Below are 22,822 nucleotides of genomic sequence, written 5' to 3'. Positions count from 1 at the left end.
GGACACTCCGTGGAACTCGCCCAAGTCCGGCTCCTGGTCACCGACTTCGCCGCCTGCTACCGCTTCTATGCCGAGGTGCTCGGGCTGAAGCCGCAGTCCGGGGCGAGCGAGGGACCGTACGAGAAGTTCAGCCCGCACGCCGGGTCGGCGGGGATCGCTTTGCAGGACCGGGCGATGATGGCCGCGATACTGGGGGAGCTGGGGGACGCGGCGACCGGGCACCGTTCGCTGGTGGTACTGCGCGTCGACGACCTCGACGGCTACTGCGAGCAGATCGCCGGGCGCGGGGCGGTCCTCCTGCACGGGCCGGCGGCGATGACGGAACGCATGCGGGTCGCCCACCTCAAGGACCCCGAGGGCAACCTGGTGGAGCTCCAGGAGTGGCTGCTGTTGCGGACCTGAGGAATCCCGCGGAACGGTCACCGGCACGGGTGACCTCTCCGAACACGTGAGTGGCCGTAAGCCCCCTACCGCCACCGGCGCGACGGTGGCAGGCTGCCCTCCATGGGGGTATTGAGGCGGATTTGGGGCCGGCCGCGCGGGACCAGGGCAGCGGCCGTGGCGGGGCTCGTGGTGCTCACCGCGGGCGGTGCGGTGGCCTGTCAGCCGAGCGACCTGAACACCGCGACGGTCGCCTACACCACCGACCGGACCGCCACCGCCGAGCTGAAACGCCAGCACGTCGACGTCGACTGGCTCACCTGCACCGGCAACTACGGGGCAGCGGCGAAGAGTACGGGAACCACCAAGAGTTCGAAGACGCCGTCGGCCGGCGCGACCACCGTCGTCTCCGTCGACTGCCAGGGTCGGACCAAGGACGGCCGGGACATCACCGTCACCGGGCGGGTCACCAAGGCCGTCAGCGGGGCCTGCGTGCGCGGCGAACTCGTCGCCGAGGTCGGCGGCAAGGAGTGGTTCCGGGTGAACGGGCTGGGCGACTGCGACGCGACGCCCGGGCCGACGTACAGCACCTACCGGCCGCCCACCTACGGGCAGCAGCCCGGCCCGACCGTGACCGTCACGAAGACGATCTGGTGCCAGGGCGACCCCAAGTGCTGGCCGGTGCAGGGGAAGTGATCGAAATCGGCCAGCGCGAACACGACGCGGTGCATAGGCTGAGCGAGTGACTCAGGGTGCAGCGACAGGACCGCGGTCCTACCTCCGATTTCCGCATGTCCACGGCGACCTGGTCGCCTTCACCGCCGAGGACGACGTGTGGCTCGCGCCCCTGGACGGCGGCCGGGCCTGGCGGGTCAGCGCCGACAACGTCCCCGTGACGCTGCCGCGCATCTCGCCCGACGGAACCACGGTCGCCTGGACCTCCACCCGTGACGGCGCCCCCGAGATCCACCTCGCGCCCGTCGACGGCGGCCCGTCCACCCGCCTCACGCACTGGGGGAGTTCGCGTACCCAGGTACGCGGCTGGACCGCCGACGGGCAGGTCCTCGCGATCTCCACCCACGGCCAGGCCAGCCTCCGGCGCAGCTGGGCCCACACCGTCCCGCTCGACGGCGGCCCGTCCACCGTCCTGCCGTACGGCCCGGTCGGCCATGTCGCGCCCGGCCCGCGCACCGTGCTGCTGTCCGCGCCGATGGGGCGGGAGGCGGCCTGGTGGAAGCGGTACCGGGGCGGTACGGCCGGCAAGCTGTGGATCGCCCGGGACGACCGGGACGGCGAGGGCGCCGGCGACTTCGTACGGCTGCACGCGGAGCTGGACGGGAACCTGGAGTACCCGGTGTGGGCCGGCGACCGGATCGCCTTCCTCTCCGACCACGAGGGCACCGGGGCGCTCTACTCCTCCCTCGCCGACGGCTCCGACCTGCGCCGGCACACCCCCCTCGACGGTTTCTACGCCCGGCACGCGTCCGGCGACGGCACCCGCGTCGTCTACGCCTCCGCCGGTGAACTCTGGATCCTGGACGACCTGGAGGGCGCCGAGCCGCGCCGCCTGGACATCCGGCTCGGCGGACAGCGGGTGGACCGGCAGCCGTACCCGGTCAACGCGGCCCGCTGGTTCTCGCACGCCTCGCCCGACCACACCGCGCGCGGCAGCGCCGTCCTGGTGCGCGGCGGCGTGCACTGGGTGACCCACCGGTCCGGCCCGGCGCGGGCGCTCGTCGCCCAGCCCGGGGTGCGGGCCCGGCTGCCCGTCACCTTCCGCGCGGACGCCGAGGAATGGGTGGTGTGGGTGACGGACGCCGAGGGCGACGACGCCCTGGAGTTCGCCCCCGCCACCGGGCTCGCGCCCGGCGCCACCGCGCGCCGGATCGCCGCCGGACAGCTCGGCCGGGTCCTGGACCTCGCCGTCGCCCCCGACGGCGGCCGGGTCGCCGTCGCCGCCCACGACGGACGGCTGCTCCTCGTCGAACGGGAGACGGGCGAGGTCCGCGAGGTCGACCGCAGCGAGGACGGCGACGTCTCCGGGCTGGCCTTCTCGCCCGACTCCGGCTGGCTCGCCTGGTCCCACCCCGGCGCCGGCGGGCTCTGCCAGCTCCGCATCGCCCACACCACCGACCTCACCGTCACCGAGGCCACCCCGCTGCGGTTCCGGGACTACGACCCCGCCTTCACCCGCGACGGCAAACACCTCGCGTTCCTGTCCACCCGGTCCTTCGACCCGGTCTACGACGAGCACGTCTTCGACCTGGCGTTCGTGGTCGGCGACCGCCCGCACCTGATCACCCTGGCGGCCACCACCCCCTCGCCGTTCGGCCCGCAGCGGCACGGCCGCCCCTTCGAGACCCCCGACAAGGACGAGACCCCGGACGCCGAGGGCACCCCCGCCACCCGCATCGACCTGGAGGGCCTCGCCGACCGGATCGTGCCCTTCCCCGTCGAGGCCGGCCGCTACTCCACGCTCCGCGCCGCCAAGGACGGTGTCCTCTGGCTGCGCCACCCGGTCCGAGGCGTCCTCGGCGCCTCCCGCGCCCACCCCGAGGACCCCGCGCCCAAGACCGAACTGGAGCGCTACGACCTCGCCCAGCAGCGCATCGAGTACCTCGCCTCCGACGCCGACCACTTCGAGGTCAGCGGCGACGGCAAACGCGTCCTGCTGTGGGCCGACAGCAAGCTGAAGGTCGTCCCCAGCGACCGCCGCGCCTCGGGCGACGACGACAGCGACACCAACGTCACCGTCGACCTGTCCCGGGTCCGGCAGACCGTCGACCCGGCCGCCGAGTGGCGGCAGATGTTCGACGAGACCGGCCGCATCATGCGCGACCAGTTCTGGCGCCCCGACCTCGGCGGCGTCGACTGGGACGGCGTCCTCGACCGCTACCGGCCGCTCGTCGACCACTGCGCCACCCACGACGACCTCGTCGACCTGCTCTGGGAGGTCCAGGGCGAACTCGGCACCTCGCACGCCTACGTCACCCCGCGCGGCGGCCACGGCGGCGGCGCCCGGCAGGGCCTGCTCGGCGCCGACATCTCCCGGCACGCCGACGGCAGCTGGCGCATCGACCGGATCCTGCCCGCCGAGACCTCCGACCCCGGCGCCCGCTCCCCGCTCGCCGCACCCGGTGCCGCGGTCCGCCCCGGCGACGCGATCGTGGCCGTCGCCGGCCGCCCCGTCGACCCGGTGACCGGCCCCGGCCCGCTCCTCGTCGGCACCGCGGGCAAGGCCGTCGAACTGACCGTGTCCCCGGCGGGCGGCGGAGACTTGCGGCACCCGGTCGTCGTCCCCGTCGGCGACGAGGAACCACTCCGCTACCACGCCTGGGTCGCCGACCGCAGGGCCCATGTGCACGAGGCGTCCGGCGGCCGGCTCGGCTACCTCCACGTCCCCGACATGCAGGCGCCCGGCTGGGCCCAGATCCACCGCGACCTGAGCGTGGAGATGGCCCGCGAGGGCATCGTCGTCGACGTCCGCGAGAACCGCGGCGGCCACACCTCCCAGCTCGTCGTCGAGAAACTGGCCCGCCGCATCGTCGGCTGGGACCTGCCGCGCGGCATGCGCCCGTTCAGCTACCCGCGGGACGCACCCCGCGGCCCGGTGGTCGTCGTCGCCAACGAGTTCTCCGGCTCGGACGGCGACATCGTCAACGCCGCCATCAAGGCACTCGGCATCGGCCCGGTCGTCGGCACCCGCACCTGGGGCGGCGTGATCGGCATCGACAGCCGCTACCGCCTCGTCGACGACACGCTCGTCACCCAGCCGAAGTACGCGTTCTGGCTGGAGGGCTACGGCTGGGGCGTCGAGAACCACGGCGTCGACCCGGACGTGGAGGTCGTCCAGACGCCGCAGGACTGGGGAGCGGGCCGCGACCCCCAGCTGGACGAGGCGGTACGGATAGCCCTGGAGGCCCTGGAGGCGGCTCCTGCGAAGACTCCGCCGACTCTGCCCACCTGAGGGGCGCGGGGCTGCACTTGATATGCGGCTCCGCCGCGTGGGCGCGCCCAGCCCCCACCGGGCGGGCACCCGACGACGATACGATGCCCCCCAAACCGATCACCGGGCGAGGAGAGAACATGCCAGGGGAACCCCAGGACGACTGCCTCTTCTGCAAGATCGTCGCAGGCCACGTCCCCGCGACGATCGTCCGGGAGACGGACACCACCGTCGCCTTCCGGGACATCAACCCCCAGGCCCCCACCCACGTCCTGGTGATCCCCAAGGTCCACTACAGGAACGCGGCCGAGCTCGCCGCAGGCGAACCCGCCGTCGCCGCCGACATACTGCGTGAGGCGCAGGCCGTCGCCGACGAGGACAAGCTGGAGAGCTACCGCCTCGTCTTCAACACCGGCAGCGGCGCCGGCCAGACCGTCTGGCACGCCCACGCGCACGTCCTCGGTGGCCGCGGCCTGCAGTGGCCGCCCGGATAACTCGCCATGTCCGTACGTGAACTGGTGGTCCTCGGCACCGCCAGCCAGGTCCCCACCCGGCACCGCAACCACAACGGCTACCTGCTGCGCTGGGACGGCGAGGGCATCCTCTTCGACCCCGGCGAGGGCACCCAGCGGCAGATGCTGCGGGCCGGGGTCGCCGCCCACGACCTGAACCGGATCTGCGTCACCCACTTCCACGGCGACCACTCCCTCGGCCTCGCCGGCGTCATCCAGCGCATCAACCTCGACCAGGTCCCGCACCCGGTCACCGCGCACTACCCGCGCTCCGGGCAGCGCTTCTTCGACCGGCTCCGGTACGCCACCGCCTACCGCGAGACCGTCGGCATCACCGAGGCCCCGGTCGACGCGGACGGCGACCTCGCGGCCACCCCCGCCTACACGTTGCAGGCCCGCAGGCTCTCCCACCCCGTCGAGTCGTACGGCTACCGGCTCACCGAGCCCGACGGCCGCCGCATGCTGCCCGAACGGCTCGCCGCGCACGGCATCACCGGCCCCGACGTCGGCCGGATCCAGCGCGAGGGCGTCCTCGGGGACGTCACACTCGACGAGGTCAGCGAGGTACGGCGCGGCCAGCGGTTCGCGTTCGTCATGGACACCCGCCTGTGCGACGGGGTGCACGCGCTCGCCGAGGGCTGCGATCTGCTCGTCATCGAGTCGACCTTCCTCGACGAGGACGCCGGGCTCGCCGCGGACCACGGCCACCTGACCGCCGGTCAGGCGGCGGCCGTCGCCCGCGACGCGGGTGTACGGCACCTCGTGCTGACCCACTTCAGCCAGCGCTACGCCGAACCCGAGAACCCCGAGAGCTTCGAACGGCAGGCGCGGGCCGCCGGCTATGAGGGCGAGTTGACCGTCGCCCGCGACCTGCTCCGAGTGCCGGTCCCGAAGCGCAGGTGAAACGGCCGTACGATGCTCTGATGCCCCTCCCCAAAGCAGAACTGCATCTTCACATCGAAGGCACCCTGGAGCCCGAGCTGGCGTTCGCGCTGGCCGCGCGGAACGGCGTCGAGCTGCCCTACGCGGACACCGACGCGCTGCGCAAGGCATACCAGTTCGAGGACCTGCAGTCCTTCCTGAACCTGTACTACGAGCTCATGACCGTCCTGCGCACCGAGCAGGACTTCGCCGACCTCGCCGACGCCTACCTCGCACGGGCCGCCGCGCAGGGCGTGCGGCACGCCGAGATCTTCTTCGACCCGCAGGCGCATCTCGCGCGGGGCGTGGACATGGGGACGGTCGTCGAGGGCCTGTGGCGGGCGCTCGGCAGCAGCGCCGCGAACCACGGGGTCTCCACCCGCCTGATCATGTGCTTCCTGCGCGACGAGTCCGCCGAGTCGGCGCTGGCCACGCTGGAGGCGGCGAAGCCCTACCTGGACCGGATCACCGGTGTCGGGCTCGACTCCGCCGAGGTCGGGCACCCGCCGGTCAAGTTCCGCGAGGTGTACGAGGCGGCGGCCGCACTGGGGCTGCGCCGGGTGGCGCACGCGGGTGAGGAGGGGCCGCCGGAGTACATCACCGAGGCCCTGGACGTGCTCGGCATCGAGCGCGTCGACCACGGGCTGCGCTGCATGGAGGACCCGCGGCTGGTGGAGCGGCTGGTGCGGGAGCGGATCCCGCTGACGCTGTGCCCGCTGTCGAACGTCCGGCTGCGCGCGGTCGACGTGCTCGCCGAACACCCGCTTCCGGCCATGATCGAGGCCGGGCTGCTGTGCACGGTCAACTCCGACGACCCGGCGTACTTCGGCGGCTACGTCGCCGACAACTACCACGCCGTGCGCGACGCCCTGGGCCTGTCCAGGGAGCAGATGCGGGAACTGGCCCGCAACTCCTTCCTCGCGTCCTTCCTGGAGGACGACGAGGAGCTGCGGGCGCGGTACCTCGCGGAGGTGGACGCGTTCGAGTTCGGCCCGGGACACGGCCCGGCACACGGTCAGACCCACGGCTGAGCGGTTCGCTTCGCTGGAAGCGCCGCGATGTGCCGTCTGCCGTCCGCGGCGCCGTCGTGGCTGGTCGCGCAGTTCCCCGCGCTCCTTCGGGGCGCGGACCTCGGGGGCGCTGCTCAGGCCGCGACGTCCAGCCGCACCTGCGTGCCGTCGGTGAGGGTCGGGCCGGTCGCGACGGTGGTGGTCCTGCGCCGCAGTGCCACCGCCGTCAGCGGTACCGCGACCGCCAGCAGGCCCACCGCGAGGACCGTTCCCATCGCCGGGTACCCGGCCCGCGCCGCCAGCAGACTGCCGGTCATCGGGCCGACGGCCGTCCCCAGCGACGACGCCGAGCCGACCAGCACCGCCCAGCGGCCCCGCGGGTCGAGGGCGGCGGCGAGCCCGATGACGTAGGACAGGACGACCGGGTAGAGCAGGTTCCAGGCGATCTCGCCGGCCGCGAAGGACGTGAGGTCGGTGGCGGACGCGCTGAGCGCGATGCAGCCCGCGATCAGCACGGTGCCGAGACCGATGGGCAGGGCCCGGCCGAGCCGGGGGCCGAGGGCGCCCGCGCCGACCGTGCCGAGCAGGCCGGTGCCGAGCGCGACCGCGAACACCGCGCCGACGGTCGCCTCGCCGAGATGCGCCTGCGTGAGGCCGATCCGGCCGCTGACCCCCCACAGCGAGTTCTGCGCGGCCGACCAGCACGGCATCGCGGCGGCCAGCAGCAGACCCGAGCGGAGGTGGGGGAGCCGGGAGCCGGCGGCGGTACGGGCCGGCGCCGGGGCGGTACGGGGGGACAGGCGGGCGGTGAGCGGCCAGACCGCGAGTGCGGTGAGCGCGAGCGCGGCGAGGGGCTGCGCGTGGCCGGCGCCGAGGTGCGGGACCGTCAGGTAGACGGCACCCGCGAGGGCGGAGACGCCGAGCAGGCCGAGGGTGGTGGTGCGGTGGGGATCGCGCTGCGCGGCGATGCCGGTGGCGGCGACGGCGGTGACCGTGCCGGAGCCGAAGCCGCCGAGGACGGCGCCGGCGACGACCGCGGGGACGGTGGTGGTCAGGGCGGCGCCGCCGTAGCCGAGGACCGCGAGCAGGAGGCCGATGCGGGCGAGGGTGCGGGGGCCGATGCGGTCGACCCGGGACGCGAGCAGGAAGCCGGCCGTCGCCGAACTCAGCAGCAGGGCACTGCCGACGGCGCCTGCCCGGGTGGGGGAGAGGGGGAGCCCCGATTCGAGCCGGCCGACGGTGGTCGGCAGGAGGTACGGGGCGAGGTACCCGGCCGTGAAGAGGGCGACGAGGGGCCAGGGGGTGGTGCGGCGGGCGGACACGGGCGTTCCCAGGGCATGCGAAAGGAGCGGCTCATTCAGGGGGTTGGGCGCAGGCCGTCGAGGGACAGGAACGCGCGGGCAATTTGTATCAAGCGCGGGGGGTTCGAAGAAGTGCGGGGGGTGTGATGTGGGTCATGTTCTGTTTTCGGTGCGAGGAGGGGGGTAGGAGCGCCGCGCGCCGTGGGGGAGCGGTGTGTTCGCGGGTGCGGGCCGGTGGGGGTTGCCCGCGCAGTTCCCCGCGCCCCTTGCGGGGCGCTGTTCAGTCGTTCGTCGGCAGGGGTCCGTGGCTCTTGCGGGGGGTTGTTCGGCCGTGTGTCGGCAGGGAGTCGTGCTCCTGGAACTCGGGGGCGGCTAGCGCCAGTTGACCGTGCCGCCTGTGGTCGCGGATTCGATCCGGGTGCGGATTTCCTGCATCACGTCGACGATCCGGGCCTCGTGTTCCGGTGTGAGGCGGGTCAGTGGTACCGAGCAGCTGATGGCGTCCTGGGGCGGGGTGTCGTAGCGCAGGGCGAAGCCGTAGCCGGTGATGCCGAGGACGCTCTCCTCGCGGTCGATCGAGTAGCCGCGGGCGCGGATCCCGGCGAGGTCCGCCGTCAGGGAGTCGCGGGTGGTGCGGGTGTTGGGGGTGAGGGCGGCGTACGGGCCCTCGGGGAGGTCGGCGTCGGGGCGCTCGGCCAGCAGGGCCTTGCCGAGGGCGCCCGCGTGGGCCGGGAGGCGGCGGCCCACCCTGCTGATGGTGCGCAGGTACTCGTGGGACTCCCGGGTCGCCAGGTACGCGACGTCCGGGCCGTCCAGGCGGGCCAGGTGGATCGTCTCGCCGAGCGCCTCGGAGGCCTCGTCGAGGTAGGGGCGGACGAGGCGGACGCGCGGGTCGGAGTCCAGGTAGCCGGTGCCGGTCAGCAGGGTGCGGATGCCGACGCCGTAGAGGGAGCCGGTGGTGTCGGTGCGCACCCAGCCCCTGGTGATCAGCGTCTGGAGCAGGGCGTACATCGAGCTGCGCGGGACGCCGAGGCCGTCGGCCAGTTCCTGGAGGCGGGCCGGGCGGTCGCCGCGGGCGGCGAGGAGCTCCAGCAGCTCCACGGTGCGCGCCGCGGACTTCACCTCGCGGACCCCTGCTGTCTCGGACATGAGCAGATCGTATGGGGGCGGGGGAGGCGGGCGCCGTTGACGGGGTGCGTTCGCATATCTAGTCTCGGTCTTCATACGTGGATGACGTCTATATGGGGAGACAGCGAGATGGGTGCGGTGGCCGGACGGCCGGAGCAGGTGGCGCGCAGGCTGCGGGACGGGATGGCGGGCGGGGTGCTGTCGTTCCCGCTCACCTCGTTCCGTGCTGACGGGTCCCTCGACGTGGACGGGTTCCGGACGTACGTCGCCGGGCAGCTGGCCGCCGGGCCCGGCGCCCTCTTCCCGGCCTGCGGGACCGGGGAGTTCTTCTCGCTGGACGAGGAGGAGTACCGGCAGGTCGTGAGGGTCGCGGTCGAGGAGGCCGGCGGGCGGGTGCCGGTGGTCGCGGGGGTGGGGTACGGCTGGGCGCAGGCCGTCCGGTTCGCGCGCATCGCGGAGGAGGCCGGGGCCGACGCCCTGCTCGTGCTGCCGCACTACCTGGTCGCCGCCCCGCAGGACGGACTCGTCGCGCAGGTCGAGGCGATCGCGGGCCGGACCGGGCTGCCGCTCGTCGTCTACCAGCGCGGCCAGGTCACGTACACGGCCGACTCGGTGGCGCGGATCGCCCGCATCCCCGGCGTCATCGGCCTCAAGGACGGGCACAGCGACCTCGACCGGCTCCAGCGGCTCACCCTCGCCGCCCCCGACGGCTTCCTCTTCTTCAACGGCGCCGCCACCGCCGAGATCCAGGCCCGCGCCTACGCGACCGTCGGCGTCCCCGCCTACTCCTCCGCCGTGCACGCCTTCGCCCCCGAGATCGCCGACGCGTTCTTCGCCGCCCTCCGCGACGGCGACCAGGGCACCGCCGACAAGCTGCTGCGCGGCTTCTACGTGCCGTTCGTCGAACTGCGCGACCGGGTGCCCGGCTACGCGGTGTCGCTGGTGAAGGCGGCGGCCCGGCTGCGCGGCCGGCCGGTGGGACCCGTGCGCGCCCCGCTCACCGACCCCACCGCCGCGGACCTCGCCGACCTCCGGGCACTGCTCGACGCCGGCCTCGCCCTCGTGGGAGCGTCCCGGTGAACCTCACGGGCGACGGCGTCCGCCTCACCCCGGTTCCGGTCCCTGTTCCCGTCCCCGGACCGGGCCGGACGGCACCGGCCGTGCCCCGCCGGTAGCGCCGTCCGATCGAGCGGTCGTACGGCGAGAGCGGCCGCCGCTCCCGTGACATGGTGCACACTGGCCGGATCCGCACCACGTCAGGGAGCGCACCGTGACCGCGTCCAACGCGTTCGCCGGAGAGGAACCGGAGTACCTCGACGACGACAGGGGAGCAACGACACCGCACTGTGCCGCGCAGGTCGACCCGCTGGCCGGCCTGCGCGCACCGGACGATCCGCCCTGGGACGTCTACCTCACCGGCACCGTCTTCCTCGACATCATCTTCACCGGCCTCGACTCCGCGCCGGTGCGCGGCACCGAGTCCTGGGCCCGGGGCATGGGATCCAGCCCCGGCGGCATCGCCAACATGGCCACCGCCCTGGCCCGCCTCGGCCTGAAGACCTCCCTCGCGGCGGCCTTCGGCGACGACCACTACGGCGAGTACTGCTGGGACGCGCTCGCCCAGGGCGAGGGCATCGACCTCTCCCCGTCCCGGAGTGTGCGCGGCTGGCACTCCCCGGTCACCGTCTCCATGGCGTACGAGGGCGAGCGGACCATGGTCTCGCACGGCCACGAGCCGCCCGCCGACATGCTGTTCCGCCAGCAGAACGCGCCCGGCCACCCCGCCCGTGCGCGCGCCGCGGTCGCCTCGCTCACGCCGGGCAAGCGCAACCCCTGGATCGCCCGCGCCGCCGCGGAGGGCACCCGGATCTTCGGCGACGTCGGCTGGGACGACACGGGGGAGTGGGACCTCGCCGCCCTCGCCGACCTCGAACACTGCGAGGCGTTCCTGCCGAACGCGCAGGAGGCGATGCGGTACACCCGCGCCGACTGCCCGCGCGCCGCGGCCCACGCCCTCACCGAGCACGTCCCGCTCGCCGTCGTCACCCTGGGCGGTGAGGGGGCCTACGCCGTCGACCGGCGGACCGGCGAGTCCGCGGAGGTCCCGGCGATCGCGGTCGAGGCCCTCGACCCGACCGGGGCGGGCGATGTCTTCGTCGCCGGGTTCGTCACCGGCACCCTCGCCGACTGGCCGCTCGCCGACCGCCTCGCCTTCGCGGGCCTCACGGCGGCGCTCTCCGTCCAGGAGTTCGGGGGTTCGCTGTCGGCGCCCGGCTGGTCGGAGATCGGCGCGTGGTGGCGGAAGGTGCAGTCCGTGGCGGGCCAGGACCCGGCGGCGCTGCGGCGGTACGCGTTCCTGGAGGGGCTGGTGCCCGAGGAGGACCAGGTGCGGCCCTGGCCGCTGCGACGGGCGGTACCGACGATCGGGTTCGGCCGCGCGGGGTAGCGACGGGCCGGGGGGCGGGGACGCTCACCGGCGCTCGCCGGGTGCCGCCGCGCCCACCCGTGCCGCCCTGCGGCACGCCTGCCCGCAGCCATGTCGTTGTCTTTGTCTTTCAGGGGCGCGGGGAACTGCGCGAGCAACCCCCACAGGCCCGCGGCTGGGTCTTTGTCTTTTGGGGGCGCGGGGAACTGCGCGAGCAACCCCCACCGGCCCGCGGCTGGGTCTTTGTCTTTTGGGGGCGCGGGGAACTGCGCGACGAGCCCCCGCCGGGCCGCGGGTGGCGACGAGACCGTACGACCCCCCGGCCTACTCTCCCCGCACCTTGGCGACCTGCTGGCGTGCCAGCGACCGTCCCGCCTCCGACACCCCGGACAGCGCCCCGGCGAACAGCTCCTCCACCCCGCCCCCGTCGGCCCCCACACTCCCGCTGCTCACCACGTACCCCTCCCGCACCGCGACCCGCAGCACACCCTCCGTGTCCACCGCCGCGGCGGCGATCGTCGGCACCTCCCCGCCCGCCGGATCGGCGACCTTCGTGTACGCCCCCGTCACCGGCTCCCGCCAGCGCAGCGACAGCAGCACCGGCGACTTGGCCTGCACCTCGGCCAGGTCCACCCGCTCCACCCCGTCCGCCGTGAGCACGTCGGCCCACGCGTCCAGCACGATCGCCGCCGGCAGCAGGTCCCGCAGGCTCGACCCGGCGATGTTCCCGCCGACCGTCGCCGCCCGGCGCACCGCCCCCGTGCCGACGCCCTTCGCCGCCTGCCGCAGCACCTCCGGAACCCTGTCGTCCACCTGGTGGAGAAGGACCGCGCCGCCCAGCACCCCGTTCCCCACCGCCGTCGCCTCCGGTACCTTCCGCAGGGACACCGCCTGTTCCGGGAAGCCGTCCCGCTGCCACGCGGCCCATATCAGGGTCGCTCCGCCGACGGGTATCGCCCCCTCGGCCAGACAGTCCCGGGCCTCGGACACCGACGTGGGCAGACGCAGCTGCACGGCTACCTGCTTTCTGTGCGGACAGGTGGCCGGAGCGAGCGGACGCGGCCCCCCGACCACGTGATGGCAGTGACGGCCCGATCCTGCCCCGGCGTGCGGGAGCGCATGCAGGGCTCACGGCTGCAGCGGGGGCGCCTTCGGCTGTGAAAAGGCCTACGGCGTTGTCAGCCCCGCGTCGTACGCTTGATACCGCGAGGCCGCCCTCAGCTACGCGGCCGTGACGAGGAGGAACCGCAGGCCTTAAGCGCCGGCCCATGACTCAGACACCGACAGCTCACACTCCCGCGCAGCAGCAGGCCCGAGCTCAGTTCGAGGTTCCCGCCCAGCACCCCATGGTCACCGTGCTGGGATCCGGCGACTCCCTGCTGCGCGTGATCGAGAAGGCCTTCCCGGCGGCCGACATACACGTCCGGGGCAATGAGATCAGCGCGGTCGGCGAGGCGCACGAAGTCGCCCTCGTCCAGCGCCTGTTCGACGAGATGATGCTGGTGCTCCGCACCGGGCAGCCGATGACGGAGGACGCAGTGGAACGCTCGATCGCCATGCTGCGGGCGAGCGAGAACGGGGAGGGCCCGGAGGAGACCCCGGCCCAGGTTCTGACACAGAACATCCTGTCCTCGCGCGGCCGCACCATCCGCCCCAAGACCCTCAACCAGAAGCGGTACGTCGACGCGATCGACAAGCACACGATCGTCTTCGGCATCGGCCCCGCCGGTACCGGAAAGACGTACCTGGCCATGGCCAAGGCGGTGCAGGCCCTGCAGTCCAAGCAGGTCAACCGCATCATCCTGACCCGGCCCGCGGTCGAGGCGGGCGAGCGGCTCGGCTTCCTGCCGGGCACGCTCTACGAGAAGATCGACCCGTACCTGCGCCCGCTGTACGACGCGCTGCACGACATGCTCGACCCCGACTCGATCCCGCGCCTGATGGCGGCCGGGACCATCGAGGTCGCGCCGCTCGCCTACATGCGCGGCCGTACCCTCAACGACGCCTTCATCATCCTCGACGAGGCCCAGAACACCTCGCCCGAGCAGATGAAGATGTTCCTCACCCGGCTCGGCTTCGAGTCGAAGATCGTGATCACCGGTGACGTGACGCAGGTCGACCTGCCCAACGGCACCAAGTCCGGTCTGCGCCAGGTGCAGGACATCCTGGACGGCGTCGACGACGTGCACTTCTCCCGGCTGACGTCCCACGATGTCGTACGGCACAAGCTGGTGGGCCGTATCGTCGACGCGTACGAGAAGTACGACAGCACGCACGGCACGGAGAACGGCGCGCACCAGGGCGGCCGCTCGAAGTCCGGGCACAAGGGGAAGTAGACAAGCACCGCGCCATGTCGATCGACGTCAACAACGAGTCCGGAACCGAGGTCGACGAGCAGGCGATCCTCGACATCGCCCGCTACGCGCTCGCACGGATGCGCATCCACCCGCTCTCCGAGCTCTCGGTGATCGTCGTGGACGCCGACGCCATGGAGCAGCTGCACATCCAGTGGATGGACCTGCCCGGGCCGACCGATGTCATGTCCTTCCCGATGGACGAGCTGCGGCCGCCGTCGAAGGACGAGGAGGAGCCGCCGCAGGGGCTGCTCGGCGACATCGTGCTCTGCCCGGAGGTCGCCGCCAAGCAGGGCGCCGAGGCCGACACCCAGCACTCCATGGACGAGGAGCTCCAGCTGCTCACCGTCCATGGCGTGCTGCACCTGCTCGGCTACGACCACGAGGAGCCCGACGAGAAGGCCGAGATGTTCGGCCTGCAGGCGGCCATCGTGGACGGCTGGCGTGCGGAGCAGGGCCTGACCGGGCCCTCGCCGGCGCCGACGGTCTCCTAGTCGGGCGGGTAGTCGTCGTATGAGTCCGCAGATCGTCCTCGGCGCGGTCGTGCTGGTCGTCGTCGGCTGGCTGGCCGCCTGCGCCGAGGCCGGCATCGCCCGCGTCTCCAGCTTCCGGGCCGAGGAGGCGGTGAAGTCCGGGCGGCGCGGCAGCGCCAAGCTCGCCCAGGTCGCCGCCGACCCCACCCGCTACCTCAACGTGGCGCTGCTGGTCCGCGTCGCCTGCGAGATGGCGGCCGCCGCGCTGGTCACCTACGCCTGCCTCCAGGAGATCCCCACCACCTGGCAGGCGCTGCTCGCCGCGATCGGCGTGATGGTGCTCGTGTCGTACGTCGCCGTCGGCGTCTCCCCGCGCACCATCGGCCGCCAGCACCCGCTGAACACGGCGACGGCCGCCGCCTACGTGCTGCTGCCGCTGGCCCGCGTCATGGGCCCGATTCCCTATCTCCTCATCCTCATCGGCAACGCGCTCACCCCCGGCAAGGGCTTCCGGCGCGGCCCGTTCGCCTCCGAGGCCGAACTGCGGGCGCTGGTCGACCTCGCCGAGAAGGAGTCGCTGATCGAGGACGAGGAGCGCCGGATGGTGCACTCGGTCTTCGAGCTGAGCGACACCCTGGTCCGCGAGGTCATGGTCCCGCGCACCGACCTGGTCGTCATCGAGCGCTACAAGACCATCCGGCAGGCCCTCACCCTCGCGCTGCGCTCCGGCTTCTCGCGCATTCCGGTCACCGGGGAGAGCGAGGACGACATCGTCGGGATCGTGTATCTCAAGGACCTGGTCCGCAAGACCCACATCAGCCGGGACGCCGAGTCCGACCTGGTCTCCACCGCGATGCGGCCCGCGTTCTTCGTGCCCGACACCAAGAACGCCGGTGACCTGCTGCGCGAGATGCAGAAGGAACGCAACCACGTCGCCGTCGTCATCGACGAGTACGGCGGCACGGCCGGGATCGTCACCATCGAGGACATCCTGGAGGAGATCGTCGGCGAGATCACCGACGAGTACGACCGTGAACTCCCGCCCGTGACCGACCTCGGCGACGACCGCTACCGGGTCACCGCCCGCCTCGACATCACCGACCTCGGCGAGCTGTACGGCCTGGAGGAGTACGACGACGAGGACGTGGAGACCGTCGGCGGGCTGCTCGCGAAGGCCCTCGGCAGGGTGCCGATCGCCGGTGCCGCCGCCCAGGTCGAACTCCCCGACGGCCGCAGTCTGGCCCTCACCGCGGAGTCGGCCGCCGGCCGCCGCAACAAGATCGTGACGGTGCTGGTCGAGCCGGTGCCGGTGCCCGACACCTCGGAGGACGACCCCGAGTGACCCCGGACCGGCTCCGTGCCTTCTGCCTCTCCTTCAACGCGGCCGAAGAGGACTTCCCTTTCAACCCGGACATCTCCGTCTTCAAGGTGCTCGGCAAGATGTTCGCGCTGAGCTGGATCGACGCCAAGCCCCTCAAGGTCAACCTCAAGTGCGACCCCGACGACGCGGTACGGCTGCGCGACGAGCACGAGGGGCTGATCGCGCCGGGGTACCACATGAACAAGCGGCACTGGAACACCGTGACCGTGGACGGCGCCCTCCCCGAGAGGCTCGTCCGGGAGCTGATCGAGGACTCCTACGACCTCGTCGTGGCGGGCCTGCCGAGGGCGGAACGGCTGCGGCTGGACCGGCCGTAGCCACGGAGTCAGAGCGTCCGGAACCTCCGCTGACTCCGTCCGGCGGCGGGGAGGGGTGGGGCCGGTCCGGGTTGTTCGTATGCTCGGGGCATGACCGACAGCAGCGCGCTTGGCGCCGAGGACCGCAAGATCGTCACCCTGGCCCGCTCGGCCCGGGCCCGCAACGGGGTGCCCGAGGGGGCGGCCGTACGGGACTCGACGGGCCGTACGTATGTGGCGGGGACCGTGGAGCTGGCCTCGCTGAAGTTGAGCGCGCTGCGGACGGCGGTGGCGATGGCGGTGGCGTCGGGGGCGGAGTCGCTGGAGGCGGCGGCGGTGGTGTCGGGGGCCGAGGGGGTTTCGGCGGAGGACCTGGCGGCGGTGCGGGATCTCGGGGGGCCGGGGACGCCGGTGCTGCTCGCGGGGGCGGACGGGGAGGTTCGGCTCACTGTCCCCGCGTGACCTTCTGCCCACCCGCCCACCGGCTCGCTCCGCCGAGAAGCGAGGTCTTCTCTGACTCCGTCGGGGAGGGGCGGGGCTTGTTTGACCGGGGTGGCTGGGGTGCGTGGGTGACTGCGGGCGCGCGGGGGCTGCTCGCGCAGTTCCCCGCGCCCCCAAAAAGCAGGGCGCTGCGCTGAGCGCCCCTTCAGGGGCGCGGGGAACTGCGCGAGCAACCATGACGCCGCCGCACCCGCCCACACACGTCGCCCACCCCCTCCGCGCAGTCGGCCAAATTTCAACCTTGTCGGTCTGTGTCTCTCGCGTATCAATGGGACCGTAAGTTCCGACGGACCGTCAGATTCGGCCCCGCGGTGTGTCCGCACCCACCCGGACCGGGGTCGCCATTCCCACATGGCATTCCCACGCAACGGGAAGGGAGCCCGAACCCCATGAAACGAATCGCCACCGGTGCGGCACTCGCGGCGGGGGCCCTCGCCGCAACGGCGCTGGCCTTTGCCCCGACGGCTGCCGCCGTCACCCCGACCACCGCCACCGTCACCGCCAGCTGCGGCATCTTCGGCGGCGGCGCGGCCACGCTCACCGCGACCCAGAGCGGCACGAGCGCCACCCTCACGCTCACCTCCAGCGCGATCACCACCCCGCTGGCCCTGTCGGCGAACTCCATCGCCTCCACGCTCACCATGGCCAACTCCACCGGCAGCAACGTCGTCTTCAGCGGCACCGTGAACCCGGCCATGGCCGCCGGCTCCGCGGTCACCGTCGGTCCGCTCCCCGGCACCGTGGCCTCCGGCAACAGCCTCGACTTCTATGGCGGCTCGCTGAAGATGGTCATCTTCGGCATCACCGTCACCTGTACGTCCAGCGCCGCCCAGTCCCCGGGTCCGTTCGTCTTCTGAACCGTGTGACGGGTTCGTTCCGGATGCCGCAGAACCTGATGAACCGTCAGGTTTCTGCGGCATCTCCATTGACTTCTCACGCGGCCTCCACATCAATGGCCCCCTGTCGGCGCAGAGGAGCCGCTGCGCCCGCAACCCTCAGGAGGGGGCTTCCATGGGTTCACCCCCAAGATCACGAAGATCCCGACGGTGGCGCTGGATCTCACTGTTCGGGGCGACCGCGCTCGCGGTCACGGCGGGCGGCGCGCTGGCCTGCCCGGCCGGCGCCGCCGGCACCAACGTCGACTTCGCCACGCACTGCATCCCGCCCGCCATCGCGGGCCTCCCGCCGATCGACGGCACCACCACCGCCGCCATCTCGGTGGACAACACCGCCCCGAAGGTCGGCGACACGGTCACCGTGACCTACACCGTGGTCACGCCCGCCGCCAACAACCCCACCGCGCTCGCCCTGCCGGCCGACATCATGACGCCGACCGGGAAGGTGACGCTGGGCGGGGCACAGACGGGTGACGTGACGGTGACCGGGCCGAAGAAGAACGATCCGGTGCCGGGATACGGGGTCTTCCCGTCGTTCTCGATGACGGGGACGTTCACCGTCACCTCGCCGGGCGCCATCACGCTCTCGCCCAGCGACTACAACATCCACACCAGCTACATCCTGGAGCTGGACACCCCGTGCACGGTCACCAACCCGCCCGCCCCGGTGTCGGAGACCGTCACGGCCACCTCGACCACCCCGGTCAACACCCGCGCCATCAGCCTGGACAAGGCCTCCGGCAACCCCGGTGACAGCGTGACCGTCACCGGGAAGAACTTCACGCCCGGGGCCACCGTGACGCTGGCCGGACGGTCCGGCACCAGCCAGACCGCCGACACGGCCACGGCGACCGCGGGCTCCGACGGTTCCTTCAGCGCACCGGTCGTCGTCAACGACAAGACGACGACCGGGATCGTGGCGTACGAGGGAAGCGCGTGGAGCGACGACCTGGGGGCCGGACCGGCCGCCTACACCGTCAACGACACCACGCCCGTGCCGCCCGGCAGCCAGAAGCTGACCACCACCGTCAAGGCGGGGACCCTGTCCATGTCCCAGGCCGGGGACTCCGTCGCGCTGTCGGCGGTCGACTTCGGTCAGGGCGGGGCGTCCACGGGCAGCCTGCAGACCGTCACCGTCAAGGACTTCCGCGGCGGGCCGGCCGGTTGGTCGCTCACCGGCAAGGTCACCGACTTCACCGGTCCCGGCGCCAAGATCGACGCCGGGAAGCTGAGCTGGACGCCGAGCTGCGCGACCAAGGCGGGCAGCCCCAGCACCTGTGCGGCCGGTTCGGCGGGCACCGTCGGCAGCTCCGGGGCGACCCTCGCCTCGACGCCGGACGGCACGCTCATCGGCGGTGAGTTCACGGTCGACGCCGGACTCTCCCTGGACGTACCGGCGTTCACGCCGCCGGGGTCGTACTCCGGAGTCCTGACCCTGACCCTTACCTGAGCCAACTCCCCTGTGGCGACCGGGCCTTCGAGTGAAGAAGGACCCGGTCGCCACCCGACCCGCTTCCGACCGGGGGTCCGCACCCATGCGTCGCGTCAAGCCGTATGTCCTCCTCCTGAGCCTGATCCTCGGCGTCCTGTGCACGGCGGGTCCCGCGCGCGCCGCCGACAACGGAAGCTGGTCCGTCTACCCGGTCGCCTCGAAGATCGCGGCGCGGCCGTACTTCTACCTCTCCCTCGACCCCGGGCAGACGATCACCGACAAGGTGGCCGTCGCCAACAAGACCGGCAGGCCGCTGACCTTCCGGCTGTATGCGGCCGACGCCTACAACACCGCGCGCGACGGCGGCTTCGCCGTCCGGACGGTGACGGAGCGGATGCGGGGGGTGGGTGCCTGGGCGAAGATCGGGAAGGCCCGGGTCACCGTCCCGCCGCACAGGACGGTCACCGTTCCGTTCACGCTGCGGGTGCCCAAGGGTGCCGAACCCGGTGACCATCCCGGGGCGATCGTCGCGCTGGACGAGCAGGTCGATCCCGGGTCCGGGTCCCTGGCGCTCGGCGTGCGGCGGGCCGTCGGCGCCCGCGTCTACCTGCGGGTGAGCGGGCCGACGCTCCCGGCCCTCGCCGTCGAGAACGTGCACGTCAGCCACCACCAGCCGCTCGTGCCCGGCCTCGGCACCAGCACGGCGACGATCTCCTACACCCTGCACAACACCGGGAACGTGACGCTGGACCCGAAGGTGCGGCTGCGGGCGGCGGGCCTGTTCGGCCGTACGCTGCTCAGCCGCGACCTCACCGGGGTCCCCTCCGAACTGCTGCCGGGGGAGCGGGTCAGGCTCACCACCCGCTGGCGGGACGCACCCCAACTCGACTGGGGGAAGGTGACGCTGACGGCCAGCGCGACCGGTACCAGGGAGTCGGCGAGCGCGTCGTTCCTCGCGCTGCCGTGGCTGGTGCTGGTGGTGGTCTTCGCCGCCGGGGCGGCGGGCGGCGCGCTGTTCGCCCGTACCCGCCGCAGGGGCCGGCGGCCGTTCGCCGGGTGGTTCAGAGGGCGTCGGGGCCGCGTTCGCCCGTCCGGACCCGTACGACCGTCTCCACCGGCAGTGCCCACACCTTCCCGTCCCCGATCTTCCCCGTCTGCGCGGCCTTGACGATCGCGTCGATCGCGGGCTCGGCGTCGGCGTCCTCGACGACGACCTCGATCCGGACCTTGGGGACCAGGTCGACGCGGTACTCGGCGCCCCGGTAGACCTCGGTGTGGCCGTGCTGCCTGCCGTAGCCGCTGGCCTCGGTCACGGTCAGGCCGTGCACGCCGAGCTCCTGGAGCGCGGTCTTCACCGCGTCGAGGCGGTAGGGCTTGACGATCGCGGTGATGAGCTTCATGCCTGGGAGTTGACCTTCTTGGCGGTGGGGACGACGGAGTGGGCGACCGGGGCGCCGTGGCCCAGGACCCCGTGATCGTAGGCGGTCTCGGCGTGCACCGTAAGGTCCAGGCCGGTGTGCTCCTGGTCCTCGGCCGCCCGGAAGCCCATCGCCTTGTCGAGCAGCCTGCCGATGCCGTACGTCACGGCGAACGCGTACGCCGCGACGGCCACGACCGCCACCGCCTGCCTGCCGAGCTGGGCGAGCCCGCCGCCGTAGAAGAGGCCCTCGGTGGAGCCGGTCATGGCCTTCTCGGCGAACAGGCCGATCAGCAGGGTACCGATGATCCCGCCGACCAGGTGGACGCCGACGACGTCCAGCGAGTCGTCGTAGTCCAGCCGGAACTTCCAGCTCACCGCGTACGAGCAGACCACGCCCGCGGCGAGGCCGACGACGAGGGCGCCCAGCAGGGAGACCGAGCCGCAGGACGGGGTGATGGCGACCAGGCCGGCGACCGCGCCGGAGGCCGCGCCCAGGGTGGTGGGGTGGCCGTCACGCTTCTGCTCGACGAAGAGCCAGCCGAGCAGGCCGGTGCAGCCGGCCGCGAGGGTGTTCAGGAAGACGGCTGCGGCCAGGCCGTTGGCGCCGAGCGCGCTGCCCGCGTTGAAGCCGAACCAGCCGAACCAGAGCAGGCCGGTGCCCAGGACCACCATCGGGAGGTTGTGCGGCCGCATGGCGTCCTTCTTGAAGCCGAGCCGCGGGCCGAGGACCAGGCACAGGGCGAGGCCGGAGGCGCCGGAGGTGATCTCGACGGGCAGGCCGCCGGCGAAGTCGAGGGCGCCGAGACGGTGCGCGATCCAGCCACCCGGACCCCACACCCAGTGCGCCACCGGAACGTATACGAGCAGCGCCCAGACGGGGACGAAGACCAGCCAGGCCCCGAATTTCGCCCGGTCCGCGATGGCCCCGCTGATCAGCGCGGCCGTGACGATCGCGAAGGTGAGCTGGAAGGTGGCGAAGAGCAGGGTGGGGACGGTGCCCTGGACGCTGTCCGGGCCGAGGCCGCTCATGCCCGCGTGGGCGAGGTCGCCGAGGAGCCCGGCCCCGAGGTCGTCCCCGAAGGCGAGCGAGTAGCCGCCCGCCAGCCACACCACCGTCACCAGGGCGATCGACACGAAGCTCATCATCAGCATGTTGAGGACGCTCTTCGTGCGGACCATGCCGCCGTAGAACAGGGCGAGCGCCGGGGTCATCAGCAGGACCAGGGCGGTCGCGGCGAGCAGCCAGGCGGTGTCACCGGTGTCGGCGTGCGCGGCGGAGAGGAACACGGGCGTCTCCAACGTCGGTCGGGGCTCGTCAGAGGGTCACCGGTCCCCGTTTCCGGTTGCGTACGACTGTGTTTCCGTGACGTTTCGTTGCGTCGCGGTTACCGAAAACTCACGGTGCGGCGGCGCCCCGACGATCAGGGAGAATGGGGGCCATGAGCGTTCGCAGCCAGTCAACCGAGCCGTCGGAGTCGTCGGAGGCCGTCCACCGGGCGGGCTTCGCCTGCTTCGTGGGCCGCCCCAACGCGGGCAAGTCCACCCTCACGAACGCTCTGGTCGGGCAGAAGGTGGCGATCACCGCGGACCAGCCGCAGACGACGCGGCACACGGTGCGCGGCATCGTGCACCGGGACGACGCCCAGCTGATCCTGGTCGACACCCCGGGCCTCCACAAACCGCGCACGCTGCTCGGCGAGCGCCTCAACGACGTCGTCCGCACGACGTGGGCCGAGGTGGACGTGATCGGCTTCTGCCTCCCGGCGAACGAGAAGATCGGTCCCGGCGACCGTTTCATCGCCAAGGAGCTGGCCGGGATCCGCAAGACCCCGAAGGTCGCGATCGTCACCAAGACCGACCTGGTCGACTCCAAGACCCTCGCCGAGCAGCTGATCGCCATCGACCAGCTCGGCAAGGAACTGGGCTTCGAGTGGGCCGAGATCGTGCCGGTCTCGGCGGTCGGCGACAAGCAGGTGAGCCTGCTGGCCGACCTCCTCGTCCCGCTGCTGCCCGAGGGCCCGGCGCTCTACCCCGAGGGCGACCTCACCGACGAGCCCGAGCAGGTCATGATCGCCGAGCTGATCCGCGAGGCGGCCCTGGAGGGCGTCCGCGACGAACTGCCGCACTCCATCGCCGTCGTCGTCGAGGAGATGCTCCCGCGCGAGGACCGCCCCGCCGACAAGCCCCTCCTGGACATCCACGCCAACCTGTTCATCGAGCGCCCCAGCCAGAAGGGCATCATCATCGGCCCCAAGGGCAAGCGCCTCAAGGAGGTCGGCATCAAGAGCCGCAAGCAGATCGAGGCCCTCCTCGGCACGCCGGTCTTCCTGGACCTGCACGTGAAGGTCGCGAAGGACTGGCAGCGGGATCCGAAGCAGTTGCGGCGGCTCGGGTTCTGAGGGGGTACGCCGGCCGCGCGGCGGCAGCCGCATGTTGATGCAGCCT

22 protein-coding genes are annotated in these 22,822 nt (G+C 72.5%); 17 read left to right on the top strand and 5 right to left on the bottom strand.

Annotated elements, in window-relative coordinates:
• The first annotated feature begins 9 nt into the window (after window positions 1-9).
• The 6 genes from ACGF5O_RS04850 to ACGF5O_RS04825 all read left to right on the top strand — a co-directional run bounded on the left by ACGF5O_RS04850 (window position 10) and on the right by ACGF5O_RS04825 (window position 6,791).
• The gene (locus ACGF5O_RS04850; protein WP_393808506.1) at window positions 10-402 is read left to right on the top strand and encodes a VOC family protein; all 393 of its coding nucleotides are present in this window, start codon (window positions 10-12) and stop codon (window positions 400-402) included.
• A gap of 102 nt (window positions 403-504) precedes the next feature.
• A complete protein-coding gene (locus ACGF5O_RS04845) occupies window positions 505-1,077 on the top strand; it encodes a hypothetical protein (RefSeq protein ID WP_393808505.1) in 573 nt (190 codons plus the stop codon).
• Between the two features lie 46 nt (window positions 1,078-1,123).
• The gene (locus ACGF5O_RS04840; protein ID WP_393808504.1) at window positions 1,124-4,348 is read left to right on the top strand and encodes a S41 family peptidase; all 3,225 of its coding nucleotides are present in this window, start codon (window positions 1,124-1,126) and stop codon (window positions 4,346-4,348) included.
• Window positions 4,349-4,467: 119 nt separating this feature from the next.
• The gene (locus tag ACGF5O_RS04835) at window positions 4,468-4,821 is read left to right on the top strand and encodes a histidine triad nucleotide-binding protein (protein WP_393808503.1); all 354 of its coding nucleotides are present in this window, start codon (window positions 4,468-4,470) and stop codon (window positions 4,819-4,821) included.
• 6 nt (window positions 4,822-4,827) lie between these two features.
• Window positions 4,828-5,742 carry a ribonuclease Z gene (locus ACGF5O_RS04830; protein ID WP_393808502.1) on the top strand — a complete coding sequence of 305 codons (915 nt, stop codon included), beginning with the start codon at window positions 4,828-4,830 and terminating at the stop codon, window positions 5,740-5,742.
• Between the two features lie 20 nt (window positions 5,743-5,762).
• Window positions 5,763-6,791 carry an adenosine deaminase gene (locus ACGF5O_RS04825; protein ID WP_393808501.1) on the top strand — a complete coding sequence of 343 codons (1,029 nt, stop codon included), beginning with the start codon at window positions 5,763-5,765 and terminating at the stop codon, window positions 6,789-6,791.
• A 113-nt stretch (window positions 6,792-6,904) separates the two neighbouring features.
• Here the strand turns inward: ACGF5O_RS04825 and ACGF5O_RS04820 are convergent, their stop codons facing one another.
• Both ACGF5O_RS04820 and ACGF5O_RS04815 read right to left on the bottom strand, forming a co-directional pair.
• Window positions 6,905-8,092 (bottom strand): MFS transporter, encoded by a 1,188-nt coding sequence (locus ACGF5O_RS04820; RefSeq protein WP_393808500.1) that lies wholly within the window; start codon window positions 8,090-8,092, stop codon window positions 6,905-6,907.
• Between the two features lie 351 nt (window positions 8,093-8,443).
• Window positions 8,444-9,220, bottom strand: coding sequence for an IclR family transcriptional regulator (locus ACGF5O_RS04815; RefSeq protein ID WP_393808499.1), 777 nt, complete (start codon window positions 9,218-9,220; stop codon window positions 8,444-8,446).
• A 108-nt stretch (window positions 9,221-9,328) separates the two neighbouring features.
• Here ACGF5O_RS04815 and ACGF5O_RS04810 point away from each other — a divergent pair, with 108 nt between their 5' ends.
• Window positions 9,329-10,279, top strand: a complete 951-nt coding sequence (locus ACGF5O_RS04810) for a 5-dehydro-4-deoxyglucarate dehydratase (RefSeq protein WP_393808962.1) — start codon at window positions 9,329-9,331, stop codon at window positions 10,277-10,279.
• 190 nt (window positions 10,280-10,469) lie between these two features.
• On the top strand, window positions 10,470-11,645 hold the full coding sequence (locus ACGF5O_RS04805) for a carbohydrate kinase family protein (protein ID WP_393808498.1): 1,176 nt from the start codon (window positions 10,470-10,472) through the stop codon (window positions 11,643-11,645).
• Window positions 11,646-11,948: 303 nt separating this feature from the next.
• Here the strand turns inward: ACGF5O_RS04805 and ACGF5O_RS04800 are convergent, their stop codons facing one another.
• Complete coding sequence (locus tag ACGF5O_RS04800; protein WP_393808497.1) at window positions 11,949-12,638, bottom strand: FAD binding domain-containing protein; 690 nt, start codon at window positions 12,636-12,638, stop codon at window positions 11,949-11,951.
• A 254-nt stretch (window positions 12,639-12,892) separates the two neighbouring features.
• Here ACGF5O_RS04800 and ACGF5O_RS04795 point away from each other — a divergent pair, with 254 nt between their 5' ends.
• From ACGF5O_RS04795 to ACGF5O_RS04760, 8 genes are all read left to right on the top strand, one after another.
• Complete coding sequence (locus ACGF5O_RS04795) at window positions 12,893-13,960, top strand: PhoH family protein (protein ID WP_393808496.1); 1,068 nt, start codon at window positions 12,893-12,895, stop codon at window positions 13,958-13,960.
• A gap of 14 nt (window positions 13,961-13,974) precedes the next feature.
• Complete coding sequence (gene ybeY, locus ACGF5O_RS04790) at window positions 13,975-14,472, top strand: rRNA maturation RNase YbeY (protein ID WP_393808495.1); 498 nt, start codon at window positions 13,975-13,977, stop codon at window positions 14,470-14,472.
• Between the two features lie 19 nt (window positions 14,473-14,491).
• Window positions 14,492-15,793: a hemolysin family protein gene (locus ACGF5O_RS04785; protein WP_393808494.1), complete on the top strand. Its 1,302-nt coding sequence runs from the start codon at window positions 14,492-14,494 to the stop codon at window positions 15,791-15,793.
• Entirely contained in the window at window positions 15,790-16,149 is a 360-nt protein-coding gene (locus tag ACGF5O_RS04780; RefSeq protein ID WP_393808493.1) for an MmcQ/YjbR family DNA-binding protein, read from the top strand. The genes ACGF5O_RS04785 and ACGF5O_RS04780 overlap by 4 nt, the downstream gene beginning before the upstream one ends.
• Before the next feature lie 90 nt (window positions 16,150-16,239).
• Entirely contained in the window at window positions 16,240-16,590 is a 351-nt protein-coding gene (locus ACGF5O_RS04775) for a cytidine deaminase (protein ID WP_393808492.1), read from the top strand.
• Between the two features lie 428 nt (window positions 16,591-17,018).
• Window positions 17,019-17,486, top strand: coding sequence for a hypothetical protein (locus ACGF5O_RS04770; RefSeq protein WP_393808491.1), 468 nt, complete (start codon window positions 17,019-17,021; stop codon window positions 17,484-17,486).
• A gap of 154 nt (window positions 17,487-17,640) precedes the next feature.
• Window positions 17,641-18,975 carry a beta-xylosidase gene (locus tag ACGF5O_RS04765; RefSeq protein ID WP_393808490.1) on the top strand — a complete coding sequence of 445 codons (1,335 nt, stop codon included), beginning with the start codon at window positions 17,641-17,643 and terminating at the stop codon, window positions 18,973-18,975.
• Window positions 18,976-19,060: 85 nt separating this feature from the next.
• Entirely contained in the window at window positions 19,061-20,125 is a 1,065-nt protein-coding gene (locus ACGF5O_RS04760) for a WxL protein peptidoglycan domain-containing protein (protein ID WP_393808489.1), read from the top strand.
• Here ACGF5O_RS04760 and ACGF5O_RS04755 read toward each other — a convergent pair.
• Entirely contained in the window at window positions 20,019-20,357 is a 339-nt protein-coding gene (locus ACGF5O_RS04755; protein WP_362582106.1) for a P-II family nitrogen regulator, read from the bottom strand. The two genes, ACGF5O_RS04760 and ACGF5O_RS04755, sit on opposite strands and share 107 nt — an antisense overlap.
• Window positions 20,354-21,664, bottom strand: a complete 1,311-nt coding sequence (locus ACGF5O_RS04750; RefSeq protein ID WP_393808488.1) for an ammonium transporter — start codon at window positions 21,662-21,664, stop codon at window positions 20,354-20,356. The genes ACGF5O_RS04755 and ACGF5O_RS04750 overlap by 4 nt, the downstream gene beginning before the upstream one ends.
• Before the next feature lie 152 nt (window positions 21,665-21,816).
• Here ACGF5O_RS04750 and era point away from each other — a divergent pair, with 152 nt between their 5' ends.
• Window positions 21,817-22,776: a GTPase Era gene (gene era, locus ACGF5O_RS04745; RefSeq protein WP_393808487.1), complete on the top strand. Its 960-nt coding sequence runs from the start codon at window positions 21,817-21,819 to the stop codon at window positions 22,774-22,776.
• Window positions 22,777-22,822 lie beyond the last annotated feature (46 nt).

Origin of the sequence: Streptomyces sp. NPDC048291 (assembly GCF_043201715.1) — a bacterium.
In the GTDB taxonomy this organism is placed as follows: Bacteria; Actinomycetota; Actinomycetes; order Streptomycetales; family Streptomycetaceae; genus Streptomyces.
This window is presented reverse-complemented; position numbering and strand designations above follow the sequence as displayed.

Excerpts from the sequence above, each read along its gene's own strand:
- ACGF5O_RS04845 (WP_393808505.1), top strand. The coding sequence starts at position 505 with ATGGGGGTATTGAGGCGGATTTGGGGCCGGCCGCGCGGGACCAGGGCA.
- ACGF5O_RS04835 (WP_393808503.1), top strand. The coding sequence starts at position 4,468 with ATGCCAGGGGAACCCCAGGACGACTGCCTCTTCTGCAAGATCGTCGCA.
- ACGF5O_RS04830 (WP_393808502.1), top strand. The coding sequence starts at position 4,828 with ATGTCCGTACGTGAACTGGTGGTCCTCGGCACCGCCAGCCAGGTCCCC.
- ACGF5O_RS04825 (WP_393808501.1), top strand. The coding sequence starts at position 5,763 with ATGCCCCTCCCCAAAGCAGAACTGCATCTTCACATCGAAGGCACCCTG.
- ACGF5O_RS04815 (WP_393808499.1), bottom strand. The coding sequence starts at position 9,220 with ATGTCCGAGACAGCAGGGGTCCGCGAGGTGAAGTCCGCGGCGCGCACC.
- ACGF5O_RS04810 (WP_393808962.1), top strand. The coding sequence starts at position 9,329 with ATGGGTGCGGTGGCCGGACGGCCGGAGCAGGTGGCGCGCAGGCTGCGG.
- ACGF5O_RS04795 (WP_393808496.1), top strand. The coding sequence starts at position 12,893 with ATGACTCAGACACCGACAGCTCACACTCCCGCGCAGCAGCAGGCCCGA.
- ybeY (WP_393808495.1), top strand. The coding sequence starts at position 13,975 with ATGTCGATCGACGTCAACAACGAGTCCGGAACCGAGGTCGACGAGCAG.
- ACGF5O_RS04785 (WP_393808494.1), top strand. The coding sequence starts at position 14,492 with ATGAGTCCGCAGATCGTCCTCGGCGCGGTCGTGCTGGTCGTCGTCGGC.
- ACGF5O_RS04775 (WP_393808492.1), top strand. The coding sequence starts at position 16,240 with ATGACCGACAGCAGCGCGCTTGGCGCCGAGGACCGCAAGATCGTCACC.
- ACGF5O_RS04770 (WP_393808491.1), top strand. The coding sequence starts at position 17,019 with ATGAAACGAATCGCCACCGGTGCGGCACTCGCGGCGGGGGCCCTCGCC.
- ACGF5O_RS04765 (WP_393808490.1), top strand. The coding sequence starts at position 17,641 with ATGGGTTCACCCCCAAGATCACGAAGATCCCGACGGTGGCGCTGGATC.
- ACGF5O_RS04760 (WP_393808489.1), top strand. The coding sequence starts at position 19,061 with ATGCGTCGCGTCAAGCCGTATGTCCTCCTCCTGAGCCTGATCCTCGGC.
- ACGF5O_RS04755 (WP_362582106.1), bottom strand. The coding sequence starts at position 20,357 with ATGAAGCTCATCACCGCGATCGTCAAGCCCTACCGCCTCGACGCGGTG.
- era (WP_393808487.1), top strand. The coding sequence starts at position 21,817 with ATGAGCGTTCGCAGCCAGTCAACCGAGCCGTCGGAGTCGTCGGAGGCC.